The 22,157-nt window shown below is 38.8% G+C and carries 25 protein-coding genes; 8 read left to right on the top strand and 17 right to left on the bottom strand.

Annotated features, from left to right (window positions below; translation table 11 throughout):
- Positions 1-50: 50 nt before the first annotated feature.
- From Q1B07_RS03510 to Q1B07_RS03480, 7 genes are all read right to left on the bottom strand, one after another.
- Positions 51-356, bottom strand: a complete 306-nt coding sequence (locus Q1B07_RS03510) for a thioredoxin family protein (protein WP_299087504.1) — start codon at positions 354-356, stop codon at positions 51-53.
- A gap of 21 nt (positions 357-377) precedes the next feature.
- Complete coding sequence (locus Q1B07_RS03505; protein ID WP_299087506.1) at positions 378-725, bottom strand: toprim domain-containing protein; 348 nt, start codon at positions 723-725, stop codon at positions 378-380.
- Between the two features lie 239 nt (positions 726-964).
- Entirely contained in the window at positions 965-1,348 is a 384-nt protein-coding gene (gene gcvH, locus Q1B07_RS03500; protein ID WP_299087508.1) for a glycine cleavage system protein GcvH, read from the bottom strand.
- 115 nt (positions 1,349-1,463) lie between these two features.
- On the bottom strand, positions 1,464-1,823 hold the full coding sequence (locus tag Q1B07_RS03495; RefSeq protein ID WP_299087513.1) for an arsenate reductase family protein: 360 nt from the start codon (positions 1,821-1,823) through the stop codon (positions 1,464-1,466).
- 140 nt (positions 1,824-1,963) lie between these two features.
- Entirely contained in the window at positions 1,964-3,748 is a 1,785-nt protein-coding gene (locus Q1B07_RS03490) for an acyl-CoA dehydrogenase family protein (protein ID WP_299087515.1), read from the bottom strand.
- 65 nt (positions 3,749-3,813) lie between these two features.
- On the bottom strand, positions 3,814-4,989 hold the full coding sequence (locus Q1B07_RS03485) for an acetyl-CoA C-acetyltransferase (RefSeq protein WP_299087518.1): 1,176 nt from the start codon (positions 4,987-4,989) through the stop codon (positions 3,814-3,816).
- A gap of 82 nt (positions 4,990-5,071) precedes the next feature.
- Positions 5,072-7,453 carry a 3-hydroxyacyl-CoA dehydrogenase/enoyl-CoA hydratase family protein gene (locus Q1B07_RS03480; RefSeq protein ID WP_299087588.1) on the bottom strand — a complete coding sequence of 794 codons (2,382 nt, stop codon included), beginning with the start codon at positions 7,451-7,453 and terminating at the stop codon, positions 5,072-5,074.
- A 186-nt stretch (positions 7,454-7,639) separates the two neighbouring features.
- Here Q1B07_RS03480 and Q1B07_RS03475 point away from each other — a divergent pair, with 186 nt between their 5' ends.
- Complete coding sequence (locus tag Q1B07_RS03475) at positions 7,640-7,795, top strand: YuzL family protein (RefSeq protein WP_299087520.1); 156 nt, start codon at positions 7,640-7,642, stop codon at positions 7,793-7,795.
- A gap of 36 nt (positions 7,796-7,831) precedes the next feature.
- Here the strand turns inward: Q1B07_RS03475 and Q1B07_RS03470 are convergent, their stop codons facing one another.
- Positions 7,832-8,749: a proline dehydrogenase gene (locus Q1B07_RS03470; RefSeq protein WP_299087522.1), complete on the bottom strand. Its 918-nt coding sequence runs from the start codon at positions 8,747-8,749 to the stop codon at positions 7,832-7,834.
- A 200-nt stretch (positions 8,750-8,949) separates the two neighbouring features.
- On the opposite strand from Q1B07_RS03470, the gene Q1B07_RS03465 reads away from it, so the two are divergent.
- Together Q1B07_RS03465 and Q1B07_RS03460 are read left to right on the top strand one after the other, a co-directional pair.
- Entirely contained in the window at positions 8,950-9,219 is a 270-nt protein-coding gene (locus tag Q1B07_RS03465; protein WP_299087524.1) for a hypothetical protein, read from the top strand.
- A gap of 17 nt (positions 9,220-9,236) precedes the next feature.
- Positions 9,237-9,578 carry a spore coat protein gene (locus Q1B07_RS03460; RefSeq protein WP_299087526.1) on the top strand — a complete coding sequence of 114 codons (342 nt, stop codon included), beginning with the start codon at positions 9,237-9,239 and terminating at the stop codon, positions 9,576-9,578.
- A 40-nt stretch (positions 9,579-9,618) separates the two neighbouring features.
- Here Q1B07_RS03460 and Q1B07_RS03455 read toward each other — a convergent pair whose 3' ends face one another.
- Genes Q1B07_RS03455 through Q1B07_RS03435 form a run of 5 tightly spaced genes read right to left on the bottom strand, consistent with a single transcriptional unit; the run spans position 9,619 to position 13,543 of the window.
- A complete protein-coding gene (locus Q1B07_RS03455; RefSeq protein ID WP_299087528.1) occupies positions 9,619-9,873 on the bottom strand; it encodes a YusU family protein in 255 nt (84 codons plus the stop codon).
- Positions 9,863-10,639 carry an IucA/IucC family C-terminal-domain containing protein gene (locus Q1B07_RS03450; protein WP_299087530.1) on the bottom strand — a complete coding sequence of 259 codons (777 nt, stop codon included), beginning with the start codon at positions 10,637-10,639 and terminating at the stop codon, positions 9,863-9,865. Before Q1B07_RS03450 ends, Q1B07_RS03455 begins: the two co-directional genes overlap by 11 nt.
- The gene (locus Q1B07_RS03445; protein WP_299087532.1) at positions 10,632-11,450 is read right to left on the bottom strand and encodes an ABC transporter ATP-binding protein; all 819 of its coding nucleotides are present in this window, start codon (positions 11,448-11,450) and stop codon (positions 10,632-10,634) included. Before Q1B07_RS03445 ends, Q1B07_RS03450 begins: the two co-directional genes overlap by 8 nt.
- Before the next feature lie 36 nt (positions 11,451-11,486).
- Entirely contained in the window at positions 11,487-12,542 is a 1,056-nt protein-coding gene (locus Q1B07_RS03440; RefSeq protein WP_299087535.1) for an iron ABC transporter permease, read from the bottom strand.
- Positions 12,539-13,543: an iron ABC transporter permease gene (locus Q1B07_RS03435; RefSeq protein ID WP_299087537.1), complete on the bottom strand. Its 1,005-nt coding sequence runs from the start codon at positions 13,541-13,543 to the stop codon at positions 12,539-12,541. Before Q1B07_RS03435 ends, Q1B07_RS03440 begins: the two co-directional genes overlap by 4 nt.
- Positions 13,544-13,697: 154 nt before the next feature.
- On the opposite strand from Q1B07_RS03435, the gene Q1B07_RS03430 reads away from it, so the two are divergent.
- Both Q1B07_RS03430 and Q1B07_RS03425 read left to right on the top strand, forming a co-directional pair.
- Complete coding sequence (locus Q1B07_RS03430; protein ID WP_299087539.1) at positions 13,698-14,705, top strand: iron-siderophore ABC transporter substrate-binding protein; 1,008 nt, start codon at positions 13,698-13,700, stop codon at positions 14,703-14,705.
- A 119-nt stretch (positions 14,706-14,824) separates the two neighbouring features.
- Positions 14,825-15,550, top strand: coding sequence for a ZIP family metal transporter (locus tag Q1B07_RS03425; protein ID WP_299087590.1), 726 nt, complete (start codon positions 14,825-14,827; stop codon positions 15,548-15,550).
- Between the two features lie 126 nt (positions 15,551-15,676).
- On the opposite strand, the gene Q1B07_RS03420 is transcribed toward Q1B07_RS03425, so the two are convergent.
- The 4 genes from Q1B07_RS03420 to Q1B07_RS03405 all read right to left on the bottom strand — a co-directional run bounded on the left by Q1B07_RS03420 (position 15,677) and on the right by Q1B07_RS03405 (position 20,535).
- Entirely contained in the window at positions 15,677-16,906 is a 1,230-nt protein-coding gene (locus Q1B07_RS03420) for a dicarboxylate/amino acid:cation symporter (protein WP_299831875.1), read from the bottom strand.
- A gap of 105 nt (positions 16,907-17,011) precedes the next feature.
- A complete protein-coding gene (locus Q1B07_RS03415; protein WP_299087543.1) occupies positions 17,012-18,808 on the bottom strand; it encodes a M3 family oligoendopeptidase in 1,797 nt (598 codons plus the stop codon).
- Between the two features lie 288 nt (positions 18,809-19,096).
- Positions 19,097-19,267 carry a twin-arginine translocase TatA/TatE family subunit gene (locus Q1B07_RS03410; RefSeq protein ID WP_046512441.1) on the bottom strand — a complete coding sequence of 57 codons (171 nt, stop codon included), beginning with the start codon at positions 19,265-19,267 and terminating at the stop codon, positions 19,097-19,099.
- A gap of 83 nt (positions 19,268-19,350) precedes the next feature.
- Complete coding sequence (locus tag Q1B07_RS03405; protein WP_299087551.1) at positions 19,351-20,535, bottom strand: D-alanyl-D-alanine carboxypeptidase family protein; 1,185 nt, start codon at positions 20,533-20,535, stop codon at positions 19,351-19,353.
- Positions 20,536-20,750: 215 nt separating this feature from the next.
- On the opposite strand from Q1B07_RS03405, the gene Q1B07_RS03400 reads away from it, so the two are divergent.
- The 3 genes from Q1B07_RS03400 to Q1B07_RS03390 are packed head-to-tail and all read left to right on the top strand — an operon-like array spanning position 20,751 to position 22,000.
- A complete protein-coding gene (locus Q1B07_RS03400; protein ID WP_299087553.1) occupies positions 20,751-21,344 on the top strand; it encodes a TetR/AcrR family transcriptional regulator in 594 nt (197 codons plus the stop codon).
- Positions 21,337-21,678 carry a multidrug efflux SMR transporter gene (locus Q1B07_RS03395; RefSeq protein ID WP_299087555.1) on the top strand — a complete coding sequence of 114 codons (342 nt, stop codon included), beginning with the start codon at positions 21,337-21,339 and terminating at the stop codon, positions 21,676-21,678. Before Q1B07_RS03400 ends, Q1B07_RS03395 begins: the two co-directional genes overlap by 8 nt.
- Before the next feature lie 4 nt (positions 21,679-21,682).
- A complete protein-coding gene (locus tag Q1B07_RS03390) occupies positions 21,683-22,000 on the top strand; it encodes a multidrug efflux SMR transporter (protein WP_299087557.1) in 318 nt (105 codons plus the stop codon).
- Positions 22,001-22,157 lie beyond the last annotated feature (157 nt).

Raw genomic sequence — 22,157 nt, 5'->3', positions numbered from 1 at the left:
TTATCATTTTCATGCTACCTTCGTTACTATTTCCCAAGAAATATGTCAGTTTAATGGATATATTGCTTCATTAATTCATGTAGATAGCTCACAGATTGGAATGCATAGACCCTTTCCTTTTCCAAACCATTCTCATAAATAAGTAGACATGGCACACTTTCAATTTCCAATTCTTTTGCTTCAGTAGGAAAATAATTAAGATTTACAGAATGGATCGTTATTGACGGTAATAGTTCATCTATAACAGATAACATCCGTTTAGCTACTTGACATGTTCCACACATTGGGGTATATAAATACAAAAGCATAAGACCCTCGTTTTGTATCGTAAGCTGCTTTTTTTCCCATTCAACCATAAGTAAAAAAATAGTACCTTTCTATAAATATTTCGTATTCACATCAATATTCGCACTTAATAGCACAGATGCAACATGGTGATCTGGCGCTGTTGCTACTTCACGGTAGGCTCTATCAATATAAAGATGTGAAGCCTCTGGTAATTCTCTTTTAAATTGCTTACGCAGGCGATCACCTGCATCATCAGAATCAACTAGAATATATACATCCTTTAAAAATAATTCATCAATTAACTCATCAAGCTTTGCCACACTTATTGTCCCGTTTGTACAGATAATTTCGATTGGTTCATTTAAGACATTAAGCACTTTCTTTTTATCTGATTTACCTTCAACAATTAATACCTTTTCAACCTCAACTAACGACATAAACATCACCTGTTTTTTAAAGTAAAGTCTTTTCTATAAACTATTCGATTTGTCGAGGTTGTTTCCTTTTTATTAAATGTTTTTTCTCAAATTTAAAATTTCAGAAAAAAACGATTGATAGAAACCACCTTTAAAAAGAGCAATGGAGCGTTCCACTGCTAAACGTTGTTTTTCAAAAGACATATGGACACCCTCCTTATCTATTTGTAGGGTGTCCATAAATCATGTTATCATCCTTATTAGTCTTCGTTTGTCATTTCTTCATATTGTTCAGCTGTCATTAAATTCTCAACGTCAGCTACATTTGCTGGTTCAATAACAATCATCCACGCTTTTTCATAAGGTGATTCATTAACAAATTCCGGGCTATCATCAAGATCTTCGTTAATTTCTACAACCTTTCCGCTGATTGGCGCATAAAGTTCGGAAACAGTTTTCACAGACTCAACACTGCCGAATGGCTCGTCCGCTTGGATTTCGTCTCCAATTTGCGGCAGCTCAACGAATACGATATCACCAAGCTCTGATTGTGCAAAATCCGTAATACCAATGCGAACCTTATCTCCTTCAACCTTTACCCACTCATGTTCTTCAGAATAACGCAGTTCTTTAGGTGTGTTCATGTTCTTTACCTCCAGCATTCGTTCATTTTTAATTGATCAATTGTTATTACTCGTTTACTTTTGATTATTCAATAATGTTGTACCAGTTTGCAGCAAAGTATGCAAGAATTATCTATTAAGATCCCCAGATTTCAGCATATTGCTCTTCTTTAAACCCAACAGTAACCGCATCTTCGTCTGCAGCAATTGGCCGCTTAATCAACATGCCATCAGAAGCTAACAGTTCAAGCATTTCTTCCTCTGACATTGTCGCTAGTTTATCCTTTAAGCCTAGCTCCCTGTATTTCTGACCGCTTGTGTTAAAGAATTTTTTTAATTCCAATCCACTTTTTTTAAAAAAAGACGCTAGCTCGTCCTTGCTCGGTGGATTTTCAACAATATGTATTTCATTGAAGGCAATATTATGTTCTTCAAGCCATTTCTTTGCTTTACGGCAAGTACCACATTTAGGATACCAATAAAAATTTAAAGCCATACATCTCACCACCTACTCTTTTTACTTAATTTAACTTTATCTTATCATATCAAGACGTACAAGCCTAATTAGCGATATTTATTTTCTTTGTTATTATAGGTAAAAAAGAGGCTGTTTTAAAAACAGCCTCAGCCACCTGTCTATGCTAGATAAGCGTTTTTATCAATCAATGCAGAAGCAATTTCACGTTTTTTTGCAATAACATTGATTGGGGTATGGCGAGTAAATTTGCGCAATGCTGACATCATCATGCGTAATGCATCTCCTGACTCTACCGCAATTAATGATTCCTTTGCATTCGCTTCAATTTCATTAAAGGCTTCTTGACAATATACTTGCGTGTATAAGAGTTTTTGTTTATTTTTTTCTTCTCCAGATTTGGCAATTGCCTTTTCTGTCCGCAGGATGGCCGATTCCATCGCATAAACATTGCTTACGATATCAGCAATATTAACAAGAATCTCTTGTTCCTTCTGTAGGTCCTTTCCAAACTTTTGTGCTGCCAATCCGGCAATGAGGATTCCAATTTTCTTAGCGTTTTTCAATAGGTATTTTTCTTGCTCGAGTGTTCCCTCACCAACCTCCTCAGGCATAAGCATCATAAGCTCTTCCTGTAAGCTTTGAGCCTTTTGGAATAGCGGAAGCTCTCCCTTCATAGCTTTTCGTAAATAAGTTCCTGGAACTAATAAACGGTTAATTTCGTTTGTCCCTTCAAAAATTCGGTTAATCCGTGAGTCGCGATAAATTCTTTCTACTTCATATTCTGCCATGAAACCATATCCGCCGTGGATTTGAACCCCTTCATCTACAACATAATCAAGCGCTTCAGAGCCAAACACCTTATTAAGCGAGCATTCAATTGCATATTCAGCAACAGCGGCAGCTACTTCTTTTCCATCTTTTAATTGTTCATCTGTTAGACGACCCATGCGTTCCTCAAACAGACCAACTGTGCGATATACCGAGCTTTCCATTGCATAAGTTTTGGCTGCCATTTTCGCCAGCTTTTCTTGGATCAGAGAAAAACGTGAGATCGGTGTTTTAAATTGCTGGCGCTGATTTGCATATTGAACTGCAAGATCTATGACCCGTTTACACCCGCCGATAGTGCCTACAGCTAATTTGTAGCGGCCGATATTTAAGATATTAAAAGCAATAACATGACCTTTACCAAGCTCACCTAATAAGTTATCCTTCGGTACAAGTGCATCTTCTAATATAAGCGTTCTCGTTGAGGAGCCCTTAATCCCCATTTTCTTTTCTTCAGGTCCTGTCGATACTCCCGGATATTCCCTTTCAACGATGAAAGCTGAAAAATGCTCACCATCTACTTTCGCATAGACAATAAAGACATCAGCAAAAGCTGAGTTTGTAATCCATTGCTTTTCACCATTAAGCACATAATGGGTACCCTCAGAGTTAAGCTTTGCAGTGGTTCTTGCTCCAAGAGCATCTGAACCGGAATTAGGTTCGGTTAATGCATATGCGGCAAGCTTTTCACCTGCAGCAAGACCTGGCAAGTACTTATGCTTCTGTTCTTCATTACCGAATAACACGATTGGAAGTGAGCCGATTCCGACATGTGCGCCAAAGGATAAGGAAAAGCTTCCCGCTCTTGAAATCTTTTCTGTGATTAAAGCCGAACTGATTTTATCAAGCCCTAAACCACCGTACTCCTCAGGAACATCTGCACCTAAAAGACCAAGTTCACCAGCTTGTTTTAATAGCTTTACAGATTTATCAAACTGATGATTTTCGATATCTTCAAGATGCGGTAACACCTCATTTACAACAAAGTCCTCTGTTGTCTTGGCAATCATTTTATGCTCATCTGTAAAATCCTCTGGTGTGAATAAACGGTCATACGGTAGATCCTCAATTAAAAAACTGCCGCCTTTAATCACTGCATCCGTTGCTTTTCCCATGAAAAACTCCCCCATTTATGCATTTTTTTAATACGCTAGGCTTCAATAAATCTAAAAATCTGCTTTTACACTAATTCAAATACCCCTGCAGCACCCATACCTCCGCCGATACACATGGTAACAACCCCGAATTGCTCATTTCTTCGTTTCATTTCATGTATAAGAGAGAGTGTTAATTTGGTGCCTGAGCAACCGAGCGGATGCCCAAGAGCAATCGCTCCTCCATTGACATTTACTTTTTCTTCATCTAGTCCAAGATCACGGATCACTTGGATCGATTGGGAAGCAAACGCTTCATTTAATTCAAATAGACCGATATCCTCTAGTGCTAATCCAGCATATTTCAAAGCTAATGGAACGGCAGCAATTGGGCCGATTCCCATTATTTCCGGCGGAACGCCTGCTACTGCAAATGATCGAAACCTGGCCATTGGTGTTAAACCTTCTGATTCTGCCTTCTCTCTGTCCATTATCATCACTGCCGCTGCTCCATCACTGGTTTGTGAAGAGTTGCCAGCTGTTACCGAACCCTTTGTGGAAAACGCAGGTCGAAGCGTCGCTAACACTTCTAATGTTGTATTTTCTCGTACTCCTTCATCTTGAGTGAAAGAAATAATCTGCTCTTTCAGCTTATGATCTGCGCCAACTGTTCTTACCGGAACCTCTACTGGAACAATTTCCTCAGAAAATTTTCCTTCCTTAATCGCATTAGCCGCTCTTCGGTGACTTCTAACTGCGAAGGCATCCTGCTCCTCACGGGAAATGCCATATTTTTGGGCGACCTGTTCTGCCGTATGCCCCATTCCCATATAATACTCTGGCGCATTCTCAGCTAATTGTACATTCGGTCTCACGACATGCCCCATCATTGGGACAAGACTCATTGATTCTGCACCACCGGCAATGGCTGTATCTGCATGACCCAGCATGATCTTTTCTGCCCCATATGCAATGCTTTGTAATCCTGATGAACAGTAGCGATTAATCGTAATCGCCGGCACTGTATATGGAAGACCTGCAAGCGCTCCAATGTTTCTTGCCATATTCAGTCCCTGTTCAGCCTCAGGCATGGCACAGCCGATGATTAAATCGTCAATATTCCCCTTGTAATCCCCTGCTCGTTTTAACGTTTCTTTTACGACCAACGCACCGAGATCATCTGGCCGCATATTTGCTAATGACCCTTTTTTTGCTTTTCCAACAGGTGTTCTTGCACCTGCTACAATGACAGCTTCGCGCATTCATTCATGCCTCCCTTTGTGATCTCTATCATCAAAGCTTTGCTTATTAGAACATTCAAGGAATTCCTCAAGAAACGGAACATTAATTTCTTAGCGGTTTACCTTTTACAAGCATATGCTGCATACGTTGCTGAGATTTTCCTTCCGCTACTAAACTTAAAAAGGCTTCTTTTTCTAAATTTAGCAGATATTGTTCATCCACTTCTGTTCCAAATGGAACCTTTCCTCCTGCAATCACATAGGCAAGCTTCTTGGCAATTTTTAAATCATGATCTGAAATGTAACCTGACAAGTACATTGATTGCGCACCAAGCAATAATGTTGCATATCCGGTTTCTCCAACAACAGGTACTTTTTTTCTAATTGGCGGCTGGTAGCCGTTATTATAGAGTTCAATGACTCTTTGCTTTGCATCGTATAGCAAGTGATCACTATTTACACTAATTCTGTCATTATCATTTAAGAATCGATTCTTTCTTGCCTCTGCTGCTGAGGTGGAAACTTTAGCCATTGCAATCGTTTCAAACACTTTATTTGCAACAGATTGTAAATCAAATTCAATACCTTTAGGCATGCTGTTTAAATGCTTCATATATAGCTCTTTATTGCCGCCGCCACCTGGAATTAAGCCAACGCCAACTTCAACCAATCCCATATAGGTTTCACTTGAAGCCTGAATGCTGCTTGCTGGAAGGCATATTTCTGCACCACCGCCTAACGTCATACCAAATGGTGCTGCAACGACCGGCTTTTTACTATATTTAATCTTCATCATCGCTTGTTGAAATTGATGGATGACCATATCAATTTCAAAATAGTTATCATCTTGAGCTTCCATTAAAATTAAGCCAAGGTTTGCTCCGACACAGAAGTTTTTCCCCTGGTTTCCGATCACAAGTCCTTTGTAATTTTTTTCAACTTCATCAATGGCAAAATTAATCATTTGAATAATATCTAAACCAATTGCATTGCTTTTTGAATGAAATTCAAGTAAGGCAACACCTTCACCGATATCAAGCAAACTTGCTCCACTGTTTTTCTTGATGACACCATGTACTTCTTTATGTGTTTTTAAATCGATCACCTTTGAATTTTGGAGCACTTGACGATATTCACCATTGTTATAAAAGAAAAGAACCCCATTTTCCTTGCGGTAAAATGTCTCATAGCCTTTCGCTATCATTTCTTTTACCCAATCCGGAACGTCAAAGCCACGAGCTGCGATTAATTCAATTGATTTTTCAACCCCAATGGCATCCCAAAGCTCAAACGGCCCTGCTTCCCAGCCAAAGCCCCATTTCATCGCGCGATCAATCGCAACGATATCGTCTGCAATGGTTCCAAGAAGTTCTGCAGAATAGATGAGTGTAGGAATCGTAATATTTTGCAGAAGGGTACCCGCGCGGTCATCCGAATAGATAAGCGCTTTCAATTTATTTTCTAAACCTTTAGCCTGCTTTGCTGCTTCAATCGATGGGGTAGAAAGCTTTTTTCTTTGTTCATATTCAAGCGTTTCCGGGTTTAATTCGAGAATTTCCTTCCCTTCCTTTTTATAGAAGCCTTGCCCGCTTTTGCTTCCAAGCCAGCCATTATCAAGCATTTTCTGCATGAATCCAGGAAGCTCAAAAACCTCCCTTTCCATTCCTTCCACTTGGTCATAAACATTTTTGGCCACATGAGCAAAGGTGTCCAAGCCAACGACATCTAGTGTACGGAAGGTGGCACTTTTCGGTCTGCCGATCAGAGGTCCAGTAACAGAGTCAACCTCTCCAACGCTATAGCCTTCCTTCATGAGCTGTTGTACTGTTACTAAAAGTCCGTACGTACCGATACGGTTTGCAATAAAATTAGGTGTGTCCTTTGCAATGACGACACCTTTTCCTAAAACATCCTCACCAAATGATTTCATAAACGATAAAACATTTTCATCTGTGTCCTTAGTCGGAATAATTTCTAAAAGCTTTAAATAACGAGGGGGATTGAAGAAATGCGTTCCAAGGAAATGATTTTTAAAATCCTCCGACCGCCCTTCAGCCATAGCCTCTACAGAAATTCCTGATGTATTTGAGCTAACAATACTCCCCGGTTTTCTATGTTTATCAACCTCAGCAAAAACCTTTTGCTTTACAGCTAGATTCTCAACAACAACCTCAATGATCCAATCTACCTCAGAAAGTCGATGTAGATCATCTTCAAGATTTCCGGCCTCAATGAGGGAAGAATTTTCGGAAATAGTTAATGGAGCTGGTTTGTGTTTAAATAGCTTTTGAATTGCTGTTTGAGCGATTCGGTTTCGTACAGACTTTTCTGCTAATGTTAATCCCTTTTTGATTTCCCCTTCATCCAATTCACGCGGCACGATATCCAATAGCAGCACCGGGATGCCAATATTCGCTAAATGTGCTGCAATGCCTGAGCCCATTACCCCAGAACCTAGTACGGCAGCTTTTCTAATTCGTTGGATCATGCTACTTCCCCTCCATTTGAATGAATACTCATTCATTTTTCTCCCAAAAAAAATTCATTGCAAATATGTTCCTCTATCCTTAATATAAAAGATTTCGAAAATTTCTTCAATACATTCAGCACTTTTTTTCGAAATAATCAATTTCTACTTTGGAAAAGCTACATTGTTAGGAGGTGATAATTGATGGCACGTTTAAAAAAGAATCCTTCCAAAGCAGGTGTAAGTGCTGCAAGTGTAAAGGGCAACGCTGGTCCTACAAATGAAAAGACTGGCGGCGGTAAACGCACAAGTCAAAACCAGCAATACAAGCAGGATAATATGGGGAATGACAATTTTTAGGTTATGTGAGGGCTGACTTAAATGGCCAGCCTTCATTCATTTTTTCAAAATTCCTTTTAATACAAAGGCAACATTTGCTGGTCGTTCTGCAAGTCTTCTCATAAAATATCCATACCAATCGGTCCCATATGGCACATATACACGCATGCGGTACCCTTCTTTTACCAGTTCAAGCTGTTTTTCCGGACGAATTCCGTAAAGCATTTGGAATTCATATTGCTCCTTCGGTATTTTATGAATTTTTACAAGCCTTTTTGTATAGTTGATAATCATATCATCATGAGTGGCAACTGCTGTGAAGTTTCCATTCAGCATATGAGCTTTTATGATTTGCTTAAAGTTTTCATCAACTGCTTTTTTCTCTGGAAATGCTACCTTGGAGGTTTCTTTATATGCTCCCTTGACAAGCCGCAAATTCGGTTTAAACCGCTTTAGTTCCTCAATATCCCTGCCCGTACGATAAAGATAAGCTTGAAGAACAGTCCCAACATTGTTAAATTCCTTTTTTAGTTGTTTAAATAGAGTAAGTGTCTTTTCACATCTTGAGTAATCCTCCATATCGATTGTGACAAACACTTTATATTGCTTAGCTGCCGTAAGAATGCGCTTCATATTGTTTAATACTACTTCATTTGAAATATCCAACCCCATTGAGGTTAACTTCAGAGAAAGCTGTGACTTTAATTGATTTTGTGAAATTGCTTCGATTGCCTGTATGCAATGATCAGCCATTTCATTTGCTTCTTGTTCCTTTTTAATAAATTCTCCCAAATAATCAAGCGTTACATCAAGACCTTTTTCATTTAAGTCCTTAATGACCTTTATGGCGGATTCAATGTTTTCACCAGCTACAAACCTTGCCGCTCCGAACTTTAAGCCATATTTTTTTGCTAATTTCGTTATCATTCTATTTTTGGATAAAAACATAAAAGAGTTTCGCAGAAGCTGTTCCATCATAAAACCCTCCTTAATCGTTTTTATACCGTTTCTAATCCAACACTACATACATAAAGAGCGAATTTAAATCTTTAGGCAAAATGTCTTATTACAGACTGTATTCTGCCCATCTTATCAATATGTCCTCGAGTGAAAGATTGTGTATAATTCCTTTGTTTAGTGGAACGATATGTGACACTATGATCTTAGGAGGGTACATGATGCAACAACAAAATATGCAGCAGCAAGGGATCATGCAGCAGCCGCCTGCGGTTGTAACAACAAAGGATCAGCTTTATTTGACAGATATGCTTTCTTGGAATCTATTAGCGATGAAAAAAGCTCATTTTTATGCATCCCAATGTCAGGACCAAGAAATCAAAGCACAACTGGATCAAGTTGGTCAAATGCACCATCAGCATTATCAGAAAATCTTAACCCATCTTGGATCCGGGCAACAATCACAATCAAGTTCACAGTTTCAATAAAGTGAGGAGTGATAGGCATGAATAATAATCAGCAGAAAATTCAGAACCCTGCGACACAGATGCAAAAAAATTCACAAATGAATGATCGTGACTTTGTTAACGATTTTTTATCGACTGAAAAATATATGACCGATGCTTATTCAACAGTCCTTAATGAAGCAAGCCATCAAGCTTTATATCAAGATATCTTAACTATTACCAATGAAACACAACAAGCACAGCGGGACCTTTTCAATCTTATGTTCAAAAATGGCTGGTACTCACTTGAAGCAGCAGAAACTCAAAAGCTTCAACAATCTTATCAACAATTTTCAAACTATCTTGGGCAGCAATCACCTTATAACGGTATTTCCCAATAAGACAAAAAACCTTAGCTTTCTCTTCAAAGCTGAGGTTTTTTTATTTGTTATTAGCTGATTCACGATGTTTTTCATTAAGCGCTTTAATCTCGTTAATCAACGTTTTTAATTCATTTTTGGCATCTGGATAGGTTGCATTCCAATGCTTTACTAAAGGCGGCATCGATTTTGCTATATGGGAATAAAGCGCCCACATTTTTACCTTTTCCATTAGTTCATCTGATGCATCCCCTAACAGTAATTCTGTATATTTTTCAAGGAGCCCATCAAACTTTTCAACCAGTTCATGATCCATTTTTAGCATCCTCCTTAATGAACGTTTTACTGCACTCAATAGGGCATGTTGTACAGCGATCACCATTCGTTGAGGTTACATAAAACAGACAGCATGTCTTTCGCGTTCTGATATCATTTTGTTTTGGCTGATAAAATTGTGATAGCGGATTACGCGACTTTGCCCCGAACAATGCTGGAGGAGCATCAATGACAACATAGTGAAAATCCTCTTGGACCTTTGAATATTGTTCATTAGTTAGGCTCTCATCCTTTAACAAGGTTTCATACATCCAAAAGACATAAACGGCAATATTTTCCCAAAGCACTGATTTAGCAATCTTCGTTTGACTCGATATAGATGAAACAACTTTTGTGATATTTTTCAAAAATAGAGTTTGAACAACTTCAGCTCTCCAGTCTGCCCTGTCAGAGCCAGGAGTAGTTACTTCAAGGTTTCCAAAGTTAAAGCTTGGAAGCCATAAAGGATCATTTTCATCTGTTTGCAAGGAAACATTTTCAATGGAGCTGTTTATTCCTTTATCAAACACACTCATCGAATATAACACTAATGCAGCGATAAACGCATATCTTTTTACAAGCATTGAACCAATAACATTTTGTTTATCTGTATTTAGCTTTTCTTGAAGCTTTTTATCAAAAATCCGCTTCATCAAATCATCATTTAACAAATCCAAGCCTTTAATCGTTTCGTATGGTGCAGCTTCTTCTGTGCTTAAGCGATACTTTTTTAATGCAGCAATCTCAATCTCGTTTAATTTAACCATTTACAACCCCTACTTCTCTCACGATGCATCTGCCCCTTCCGTGCGGTATACATAATGGAGTTCCAAATAATGGATCAACCGTTACTTCACAATTCATTTGAAAAACATGTTGAACTAAACTGCAATTGATGACTTCCTCAGGTCTGCCTTGAGCATAGATTTTTTTGTCTTTTAGAGCCACTAGATTATGCGCATAACGGCAAGCTAAATTTAGATCATGCAACACCATGACAATGGTGCGTTTTTCACGTTCATTTAATTCAAAGAGCAGATCTAAAATTTCAATTTGATGTGTCATATCAAGATAGGTCGTTGGTTCATCAAGCAAAATAATATCTGTTTTCTGTGCTAACGTCATGGCAATCCATGCACGCTGCCTTTGACCACCGGATAATGAGTCAACAGGTCTTTCGGCAAAAGCTTCCATTCCAGTCGCTTTAAGGGCACTTGTAACCGCCTCTTCATCTTCCTTCGTCCATTGCTTTAACCAGCTTTGATAAGGGTATCTTCCCTGTTTTACTAGCTGCAAAACGGTTAACCCTTCAGGAGCCACAGGGCCTTGAGGCAAGATGGCAAGCTGCTTCGCTACTTCCTTTGTCGGTAATTTTGCAATCGCATTTCCTTCAAGTAATACTGAGCCTTCCTTTGGCTTTAGCAGCCTCGCAATTGAGCGAAGCAATGTAGACTTTCCACAACCGTTACTACCAATAAAAACCGTAATTTCCTCCTTGGGAATTTTCACATCTAATTCATTGATTATGATTGTATCGCCGTATGAAAGTGTTAGGGCATTTGTTTCAATTGCATGCATTGTAAACCACTCCTTTTATCAAAAACTCTTAAGGCTTTACGTATTCCGTGTCTTAAATAATAGATATATAAAATAGGGTGCCCCGATTGCCGCGGTAAACACGCCTGCAGGAACTTCTAACGGAGAAAATAGGGACCTCCCGATTAAATCTGCGACCATCACCAGAATTGCTCCGATCAGCGCTGAAACTGGCAATAAAGAACCAAAAGACGATCCGACAAGCCTCCTGCCTATATGCGGAGCCATTAATCCGACAAAACTAATTGCACCGGCAAATGCTACCGCAATACCTGTTAAGGCTGTACTTAAAATCAACAGGAAAAGCCGGTTTTTTTGAACAGCACTCCCAACACCTGTTGCTAATTCATCACCTAGCTCCTGAATATTCACATTTCGCACCGAAATCATACAGATAACTAATAATATAAGAACAACTGGCAGCATCACACGAACCTGTTCCCAAGTAGCTGCATATACTGTTCCTGTAATCCATACATTTGCTTGTGCAGCTTGATAAATCGGCCCCCTGATCATAAAAAGAGTTGTTAATGATTGGGTAAGCATGGATAAACCAATTCCAATCAAGACAAGTCTGATTGAGGATGAACCATTTTTCCAAGACAGAAGATAGACAAGCAGTCCCAAAAGGGTCGCCCCTAAAAAGGCTGCAACAGGCATCCATTCAATATTTACAGTTAAAGCATTGTTTTTATCGCTGAATAACATCAGGAAAACAACAACAGCTACTGAACCTCCTCCCGTTATCCCAATAATATCTGGCGAAGCCAGCGGATTTCTGATCAGGCCTTGCAGGATAGCGCCTGCTGTTGCTAAGCAGATTCCAACTAATAAAGCGACCATAATCCTTGGTAAACGGAATGAAAAAACAAATAAATTCTCCATGTCAGTTCCATATCCGATAAGTGTTTTAAAAACATTCACCGGACTGATTAAAACCTCTCCAATCCCGGTACTGATAAGAAAAATTGCGCTGACAATTAAAAGTAAAATAACAGATGTAATAAGTGCTTTTTTATCAATTAAAAACGAAATTTTATCTGAGCCAATCCGCAGTTTTAAATACTTTTTCATTTTTGTCCGAACCCCCTGCGTGCAATGTAGACAAAAAAGGGAGTTCCAATAAAGGCTGTCATAACTCCTACCGGAACCTCTTCAGGCATAATAATATATCTTGCCAAAATATCAGCTAATACTAAAAGCGACCCACCGAGCACAGCACAATACGGAAGAATCCAGCGATAATCGTGTCCGACTAAAAACCTTGTAAAATGAGGAATCACAATTCCAATAAAAGCAATCGGTCCAGCTACTGCAACAGAACCGCCGCCAAGCACGATTACAATAAGTGCTGCAAGAAGCTTTACAGTTCCTGTGCGCTGCCCTAACCCCTTTGCCACATCCTCTCCCATTGTGAGGATATTGATTTTCTTCGTCAAAAACATACTTAGAATAATCGCTGCTCCTACATAAGGTAACACAGTCGTTAAGCTTTCCATTTTCCTGCCTTGGATGGAACCGGCGAGCCAAAATAGAACTTGATCTAATGCTGATTCATTCACAACAAGCAGCCCTTGTGTTAACGAAGAAAATAATGCCGCCATTGCAGCACCCGCTAATGTTAACTTCATTGGAGTCAGCCCTTCCCTTCCGAAGGAGCCAATGAAGTAGACTAAAAAGGCTGTTAAAGCAGCTCCAGCAAATGCGATCCATGTATAGGCTTGCAAAGAGTCAACGTAAAATAAGGAAACGGCAACAACGATAAAAAATCCCGCACCTGCGTTGATCCCAAAAACACTCGGTGATGCGAGCGGGTTTTTCGTCAATGCTTGCATAATCGCTCCAGCAATCGCCAGGCTTGCACCAACAACCGCCCCTATTAATGCTCTTGGCAGTCGAACATTTTGAATGATGATATGTTCATTAGAGCCATTAAACTGAGTAAAAGCTTCATACACCATTCTCCAGTTTGTATTTGTATAGCCGTAAATAAGACTCCCACACATTAAAAATAGAAGGATGATAACTCCAGCTAACAGGCAAGCTACTTTTAATTTATTAGATTTAATTAACATGTTGTACTCCCTACCACTACTTATATCTATATCTATCATATCAAAAACAGTTGATCTTGAAAATCATTTTCAATTATATATTGACTTTTTACTTGATAACTTTTATCATTCTCTTTGTAAATGAAAATGATTATCATGTCGAGGAGGACAAACAATGGAAGCTACATATAAAAAATCATGGCTATCATTATTCGTATTAAGCTTTGTAATGCTTTTATTAGCTGCTTGCGGCAATAATGCAACAGAAGAAGGCACTGAATCTCAAGGTGCTGAGGGAGGTACTGATGCGAAGGCTGAAGAAACCTATACAATCGAACATGCAATGGGATCAACTGAAATTAAAGGGACTCCAGAAAAGATTGTCATTTTAACTAATGAAGGAACTGAAGCCCTTCTATCAATGGGTGTTAAGCCTGTTGGGGCTGTTCAATCTTGGTTAGGTGAACCATGGTATGATCATATTGCAGATGACATGAAGGATGTGGAAGTTGTCGGAACAGAAAGTGAAGTGAATGTTGAGGCAATTGCAGCACTTCAACCAGATCTTATCATTGGCAACAAAATGCGTCAGGAAAAAATTTATGATAAATTAAGTGCCATTGCACCGACTGTTTTTGCTGAAACATTAAGAGGCGACTGGCAGGAAAACTTCAAATTATATGCTAAAGCTTTAAACCGTGAAGAGGAAGGCAACAAAGTAATTGAAGATTTTGAAGCACGTATTACAGAACTAAAAGAAACAGCTGGTGATAAATTGAACCAAGAGGTCTCTGTCGTTCGTTTTATGGCTGGTTTAACAAGAGTTTATTATACTGATACATTCTCTGGAGTAATATTTGACAAGCTTGGATTAAAACACTCAAGCTCTGTTCAAGAATTATTTGCAGATAATCCAGATGATCTTTTTGTTCGTGAGGTAGGTAAAGAAGTCATTCCAAAAATGGATGCAGATCTTTTATTCTACTTTACTTATGCACCTCCTGGTGATACAGAAGCAACAAAAACAGAGGAAGAATGGACAAATGATCCTCTTTGGAAAAACCTTAATGTCGTAAAAGAAGGAAAAGCTTATAAAGTGGATGATGCTATTTGGAACACTGCAGGCGGTGTCATTGCGGCAAATAAATTACTAGACGATCTTGAAAAGATTTTAGCTGAATAAGCGTTAGGCGGCTGACATATGTTAGCCGCCTTTTTTATTTATGATATGGGGTTTTCATTGTTTTTTCTAAAGAAACTCGGGGAAAATAACACCAAAAGAAGTGACGGGAGATGAGAAATTTGCTTCAAGCTGGACTTTGGGGAGCATTTGCCGGTTCTTCCATTTTAATGGGTGCGCTAATCGGGCTGCTAACAGATTTGCCAAAAAAAATAACAGGCTTGATCATGTCATTTGGTACCGGTGTTTTAATCGGGGCTGCTTCTTTTGAGCTGCTTTCAGAAGCTGTCAAAGAGGGCGGTCTTATCGCAACATCGGTTGGGTTTATATCTGGCGCATCCATTTTTACCATTTCGGAAGCAATCATCGCGAAAAGAGGCGGTAACGAGAGGAAACGGACAAAAAAGCGGAACACGAATCATTCCGGGTTATCGATTTTTATCGGGACCATCATCGATGCCATTCCAGAATCGGTGATTATTGGCGTAAGCTTACTTGAGCAGGGCACTGTCAGCTATTTAATGGTTATTGCTGTTTTTATTAGCAACTTTCCTGAAGGGCTCTCAAGTACGGTAGGGCTAAAAAAAGACGGCTATAGTAAAAAAATGCTCATTTCGATGTGGCTTATCGTTGTATTCCTCGCTTCACTTAGTTCATTGCTTGGCTATTCACTGCTGCAAAATACATCAACAACCATTTTATCGTTTATTTCCGCTTTTGCTGCAGGAGGAATCATGGCAATGGTTGCATCAACGATGATGCCTGAAGCGTTTGAAGAAGGTGGTGCAATTGTTGGTTTAATCGCTTCCCTTGGATTATTATGCTCGCTGTTTCTTTCACAACTATAAGGGCCTTTAATCAATAAACCCCAATCTTATCCATCTCCTTAAAGTGATTAGTATATACCTCTAATAAAAAATGGAGCTGATGATAAGGACAGACCCTTATCATCAGCTCCATTTTATAGGTAATAATCAATTTTCCTCTTTAAGATTCATATGCTTTTTCTCTGTTTCAGAAACATATAAGGCACAAGCAGCATCACCTGTAATATTAATTGCGGTACGTGCCATATCTAATAAACGATCAATACCTAAAATTAAACCGATTCCCGCTACAGGCAAGTTTACAGAACTTAATACCATTGCCAGCATAATTAACCCAACGCCGGGCACTCCTGCTGTTCCAATACTTGCCAATACAGCAGTTAATACAACGGTCACAAGTTCCATTGGGGATAAAGATACACCGTAAACCTGTGCAATAAAAATCGTTGCCACACCTTGCATAATTGCTGTACCATCCATATTAATTGTTGCACCAAGCGGCTGAACAAAGCTGCTGATCGATTCAGGCACTTTGAGCTCCTTTTGCGCCGTTTCCATGGAAACAGGCAAGGTTGCATTACTGCTGGATGTACTAAACGCAACACTCATTGCTGGGGCAAACTTTTTGAAAAATGTTAATGGATTGTATTTTGCTAAGAAAAACACTGCTGAGCCATACGTGAAGATCGCATGGATAATAAGGGCTAACACGACAACACTCATGTATAAGCCCATTGCTTTAATAGCCGGTAGACCTTGACTGCCGACAGCTGTTGCAATTAACCCAAACGTACCGTACGGAGCAAACTTCATGACCAAGTTGACTAAAAACATCATCAAGTCATTACCTTGCTCAACAACATTTAGCAAAGCGCTTGATTTCTTTCCTAGCATCGTAATCCCATAGCCAACAAAGATCGAAAATACGATAATTTGCAGCATATTTCCTTCTGCAAATGCTTTGATCGGATTGGTTGGAACGATATTTAATAATGTCTCAGCGGTTGATGGTGCCTCTTCCGCTTCAAATTTCGCTCCCGCCGTATCAAAGTTGCCGACATTGCCTGGTTGAATAATCATCGCAAGAGCTAATCCGATTATTATCGCAATCGCCGTTGTTACTAAAAAGAATGCAATGGTTTTAAATCCGATTCTTCCAAGCTTCTTCGGATCTCCAAGCCCTGCAACCCCAAGTGTGATCGAGAAAAACACAATAGGAACAACAAGCATATTAATTAAATTTAAAAAGATCTTTCCTAATGGCGTAAATAAAAAGGTATTAAGTGTTCCGAATAAGTCAGGAGAAAAAATATTTAAGAGTAATCCAACAATTGCCCCAGTGATCAATCCTATAATAATCTTCGTTGCTAACTTCAATTTAACCACCTCTGTTTCTTTCAATTAACCTGGTCATAACGGGGAGTAAACCACACTTTATGATCTATTCCCTATCTTTCCTAAATGAAAACCCATTCTTTCTTTTTAATTTGTTAACTCCATAAATTCTTCAACATCGCTTACAGCCAAATGAACCGCTTTCTCCCAAAATTCCCGTTTGGTTAAGTCTACCGACAAATGCTTTGCAGCCAATTCCTCTACAGTCATTGAACCTGTATCTTTTAGCAGTGCTATGTATTGCTTTTCAAAGACTTCTCCTTCCTCAAGCGCTTTTGCATATAGGCCAAGGGAAAATAAATAGCCAAATGTATACGGAAAATTATAAAATGGCACATCGGTAATATAAAAGTGAAGCTTTGATGCCCAAAAATGCGGATGGTACTCCTCCAATGCGTCACAATATGCTTCTTTTTGAGCTTCCACCATCATTTTTGATAATTTTTCACTTGAAACATATCCTGCCTTTCTTTCTTCATAAAACCTTGTTTCAAATAAAAAGCGGGCATGGATATTCATTAACAATGCAACACTTCGCTGTAATTTATCCTCCAACAAAGCAAGTCTTTCAGTTTTAGTTTTTGCTTGTTTTACTGCAGCATCGGCAACAATCATTTCGGCAAATGTCGATGCAGTCTCCGCTACATTCATAGCATAATCGCAATTTAGCGGATGAACACTGTTCATCGCAAAGGAATGGAACGCATGACCTAATTCATGGGCAAGTGTTGACACATTTCCTGGCGAGCCTGAGAACGTCATAAAAATCCGTGATTCATTGCTATCAGGGAATCCTGTACAAAATCCACCTGGTGCTTTTCCTGGACGGTCCTCAGCTTCAATCCACTCTTGTTCAAAAGCTTTTTTAGTAAACTCCGTTAAATTCGGTCCAAATTTGCTAAACTGCTCCAAAATAAACTGGGATCCTTCTTGATAGGTGACCTCGGAATGATCTGTTTCCACAATTGGAGCCTCGACATCATACCAACTTAGTTTATTTATGCCCAATCGTTCTGCTTTCCGCTTCATATAACTTACGAGCGGCTGCTTATTTTCTGAAATAACCTGCCACATCGTTTCAAGTGTTTCCTTTTTCATTCGATTTATTTCAAGCGGTTCTTTTAAAGGATCAGTCCAGCCTCTCTCATGATAAACGGTTAAGCGAAATCCTGCGATACGATTTAATGTCTCTGCAAACACATCTGCCTGTGATCCCCAGGCTTTTTCCCATTTAACAAAGAGGTCTTTCCGAATAGAACGGTCTTTTTCAGAAAATTTATTTGCAGCTTGGCCAACTGATAATGACTTGACATGGCCATTTTCTTCGAATGAAATTTGGATTTTTGCGACTAAAAGATCATATAGCTGTTCCCAGCCATAATAACCGTCAACAGACAAGCCTTGAACCAATTGCTCTTTATCAACAGATAGCCTTTCCTTTGTATGATTGCGTATTTCATTTAGTACAAAAGAAAGACCTTGCAGCCGCTGATCTGTTAGCAGTTCATCCCAAACAACCTGGTTCATATTCCCAAGCAGCTGTTCGAATGTAAGTTTTGTCTTTGCAAAGGTTGAACCAATTGCTGTTACCTTTGAACGCAAGAGATTTGCCTGTGCATCTGAAGTGTTTTGTGCCTGCAAACAGCTAACAAATGATCCCGCTTGTTCTAATTTAATTTTTATGTACGTGATATTATCCAGTGTGTCCAATAATTGCTTTATATCTGTTACAGCAAACTCTACCGGCCATTTCTTCATCATTTTTTCCAACTCTGCAACAAGCTGCTCGATCTCAGCTATATAACCGGTAAATTCGGAAGAAAGACTGCCGCCTTTGAAGATCGTCTCAAGGTTCCAACTGTTCTTGTATATTGGTGTTTGCACGTTACATGCCTCCTTTAGGCAAATGATTTTCTTCTTAACAGAAAAAGCTTAAGCGTTCATGCCTCCGATAGTGCAAAAAGAGATAAGGAATGTTGTTCAATTCGATGCCAGCGCCAACTCCGAAATGAAGACAAAGAATCTTCCTTTCCTGAGGTCTGATAAAAGCGCTTTCCTTTTTTTGTTCATTACTTATAAAAATACGTACAAACAAAATGGTTTATAACGTATTTAACCAAAAAAAAGAGACATTGGCAGACGCCATGCCCCACTCATTATCATAATCAATCGTTATTTTTTTACTGAGGTATCGTCCTCATCATCCATCAGACCTTTTGTTGCCCGTTTAAATTCTCTTAAGGTTTTTCCAGCAGCCTTACCTAACTCTGGCAGCTTCTTTGGACCGAATAAAAGTAAAGCGACAAACACAATAAGCATGATTTCGCCGAAGCCTAAGTTCATTCTTGAACACTTCTTTCTTAAAAGAATAGAATCTTAATAAATTATAGCTGAATAAGCCGTATTATGCAAAAAAGATTCTCCCTTTACAATCTTCTTACCTGTAATAAAAACATACTTGAAATAATTAAAGTAATCACAAGGGCTATAGGGACGAGAAAAGATAAATGGTCTTCATGATTCAGCTCTTCTTCCGGCAGTGGAGAAGCTACGACTTTACTATCCATTTGTTCATTTTTTTCTTTTGTATTGACTGCTGTCAGCTGTTGCTCAAGAATGGTTCTCCCATCTTCTCCCTTTATGACTAACATTCCGGAAGAAAGAACCTCTTCCTCTGTAAGCTCACCTATTTTTTTTGTAAAGGAGATTTCCTCATTCGTTACATATTGACTCTCTAAATCATCTACAAATTGCATATCCTCTGCTATTTTTTCTGTTTCAAAATGATGAAATCCGTAATCCATTAATGCTACCGTATCTTCATACGATTGTTCATCAGTCTTTGTCTTTAACGTGACTACAATCAAGCTTAAATTTTCACGTTCAGCCGTCGTCACGAGTGTAAAGCCTGCTTCAGTAACGAATCCATTCTTACCGCCGGTTATTCCTTCATACGATTGATCACGCACCATCATATGGTGATTAATGAGGGTTGTATCCCATGTTTCACCATCCCACGGAAGCTCTGCCGTATTAAAAATCTCACGAAAAATATCATTTTTCATCGCATATTGAGTAATCTTGGCCATATCCTCAGCTGTTGTTACATGCTCGGGATCATAAAGTCCATGCGGGTTTGTAAAATGTGTATGTTCAACGCCTATTTCTTCTTGAAGATACTGGTTAAAATCGATGACAAATTCATCTACAGACCCACTTAAATGTTCAGCAATCGCGACACCTGCATCATTTCCAGAATTAATCACAAGACCTTGTATTAGTTTGATTAAAGGAACTTGTTCACCTGTCTCTAAGTATACGCGGGTTCCATCGACATTCCTGGCCTTTTCACTTACCGTAACAAGATCATCGAGGTTTCCCTTCTCTATAGCATAAATAGCGGTTGCAATTTTTGTAATGCTGGCGGGCGGGAGTTTCTCTTGGCTGTTTTTTTCATATAAAACTTGACCTGAGTTTGCTTCTATCAATATAGCGGATTGACTATCTAACTGGATATTTTCAATTTCTTCTGTTTCAGCACTTATTATTGAAGGAAAGACGAATAAGCACAGGGGCAATATAAGGATATATTGAAATATGTTTATATTCATGTTGCTTACTCCTAAGTATTTTTTTACTTGTAGCGGTGAGCATTTTAACACCACTTTCAATAGAATAACAAGTCCGGCATAAAAAAAGCAATATCATGATCAAATAACAATAGGCAAAAGTACCCACCTTCATTCTTTTTCCATTTTTTACATTGACACTATTTTATTGGACGTTTATACTAATAAACTGACGAACGTCAGGAAGGATGAAAAGCATGTCAGCAAGCAAAATTAAGATCGCAGCATTAAATCACTTTGCAAACAGCGGTTATGAAGGAACGTCCTTATCCGCGATCGCAAGCGAGGTTGGAATTAAAAAGCAATCAATATACGCCCATTTTGCCAATAAGGATGATTTGTTCCTTACAGTCATGAATGAGGTGCTGATCCAGGAAAAAGAATACATTATAAATTTCTTCATAAAGAATAAGCAACTATCCTTGGAGAAAAAGCTATTTCAATTTCTGCAAGAGTATAGTAATCGGTATGAAGAACAGGCTGCTACGAAGTTTTTGCTAAGAATGGGCTTTTTACCGCCCAATCACCTCTATGATCAAGTAATGGATAATATTTATCATTATTATGATGAATTGGAGGACATTCTAGTCGAGCTATTCAAGGAAAATAAACAAAGCTTAATTGGGGCAGTGAGCATAAATGATGCAGTAATCGCCTTTATTGGCCTAAATGATGCTGTTCTAGTCGAGCTTTTATACAGCGGAATTGAACGGTTTCAACGGAGATTAAACGCTGGTTGGAAAATTTTCTGGCAAGGAATTGCTTCTAAAGGGGGATCTGAATATGAATAAAAAGTGGCTGCTCGTTTATATAGCGGGATTTTTTGAGGTTAGCTGGGTGGCTGGATTAAAGCACGCTCAAGATCTTCTCGCATGGATAGGTACATTTTTAGCTATTATCATTAGCTTTTATCTGCTCATAAAAGCAACAAATTCATTACCTGTCAGCACCGTTTATGCCGTCTTTACTGGGTTAGGTGCAGCTGGCACTGTTCTTGCGGAAATTATCTTTTTTGATTATCCCTTTAATTGGGTGAAAATCGCTTTATGTACCGTTCTTATTTCCGGTGTGATCGGCTTGAAAGTAGTAACTAGTGAGCATGAGGTTCAAGAAAAGGAGGCATAAAATCATGGATTGGATTTTTCTTATTTTAGCAGGCTTTTGCGAGGTTGCCGGAGTTGCTGCGATTTCTAAGTTTAATAAAAATAAATCGCTCATCAATATCGTTTATATGACAGCTGGATTTGCATTGAGCTTTCTTATGCTCTCAATTGCCATGAAGACCATTTCAATGGGAACAGCCTATGCAGTTTGGACAGGAATAGGGACCGTCGGGAGTGCATTAATGGGCATCCTTTTCTTTGGTGAATCAGCAGGTTGGAAACGATTATTATTTATTGCGATGATTATTTCTGCTACAATCGGTCTTAAATTTATTCCCTATTAGCGTAAATTGGTAAGTAGATTTTTTTCATAGAAGAATTTCTCTTTTTAGTAACTGTCGTTTCACAGATATATAGTATAAATCCTGAATTATTCACAGATTTTCTAATATAGGCTAATATCGCCTATCTAATCAGCTTTCTTGTTACTATTTAATGCAT

The organism is uncultured Metabacillus sp., from assembly GCF_947503125.1.
GTDB lineage: Bacteria > Bacillota > Bacilli > Bacillales > Bacillaceae > Metabacillus.
The sequence above is the reverse complement of the archived record's forward strand: the minus strand, read 5'-3'. Positions and strand labels throughout refer to the sequence as shown.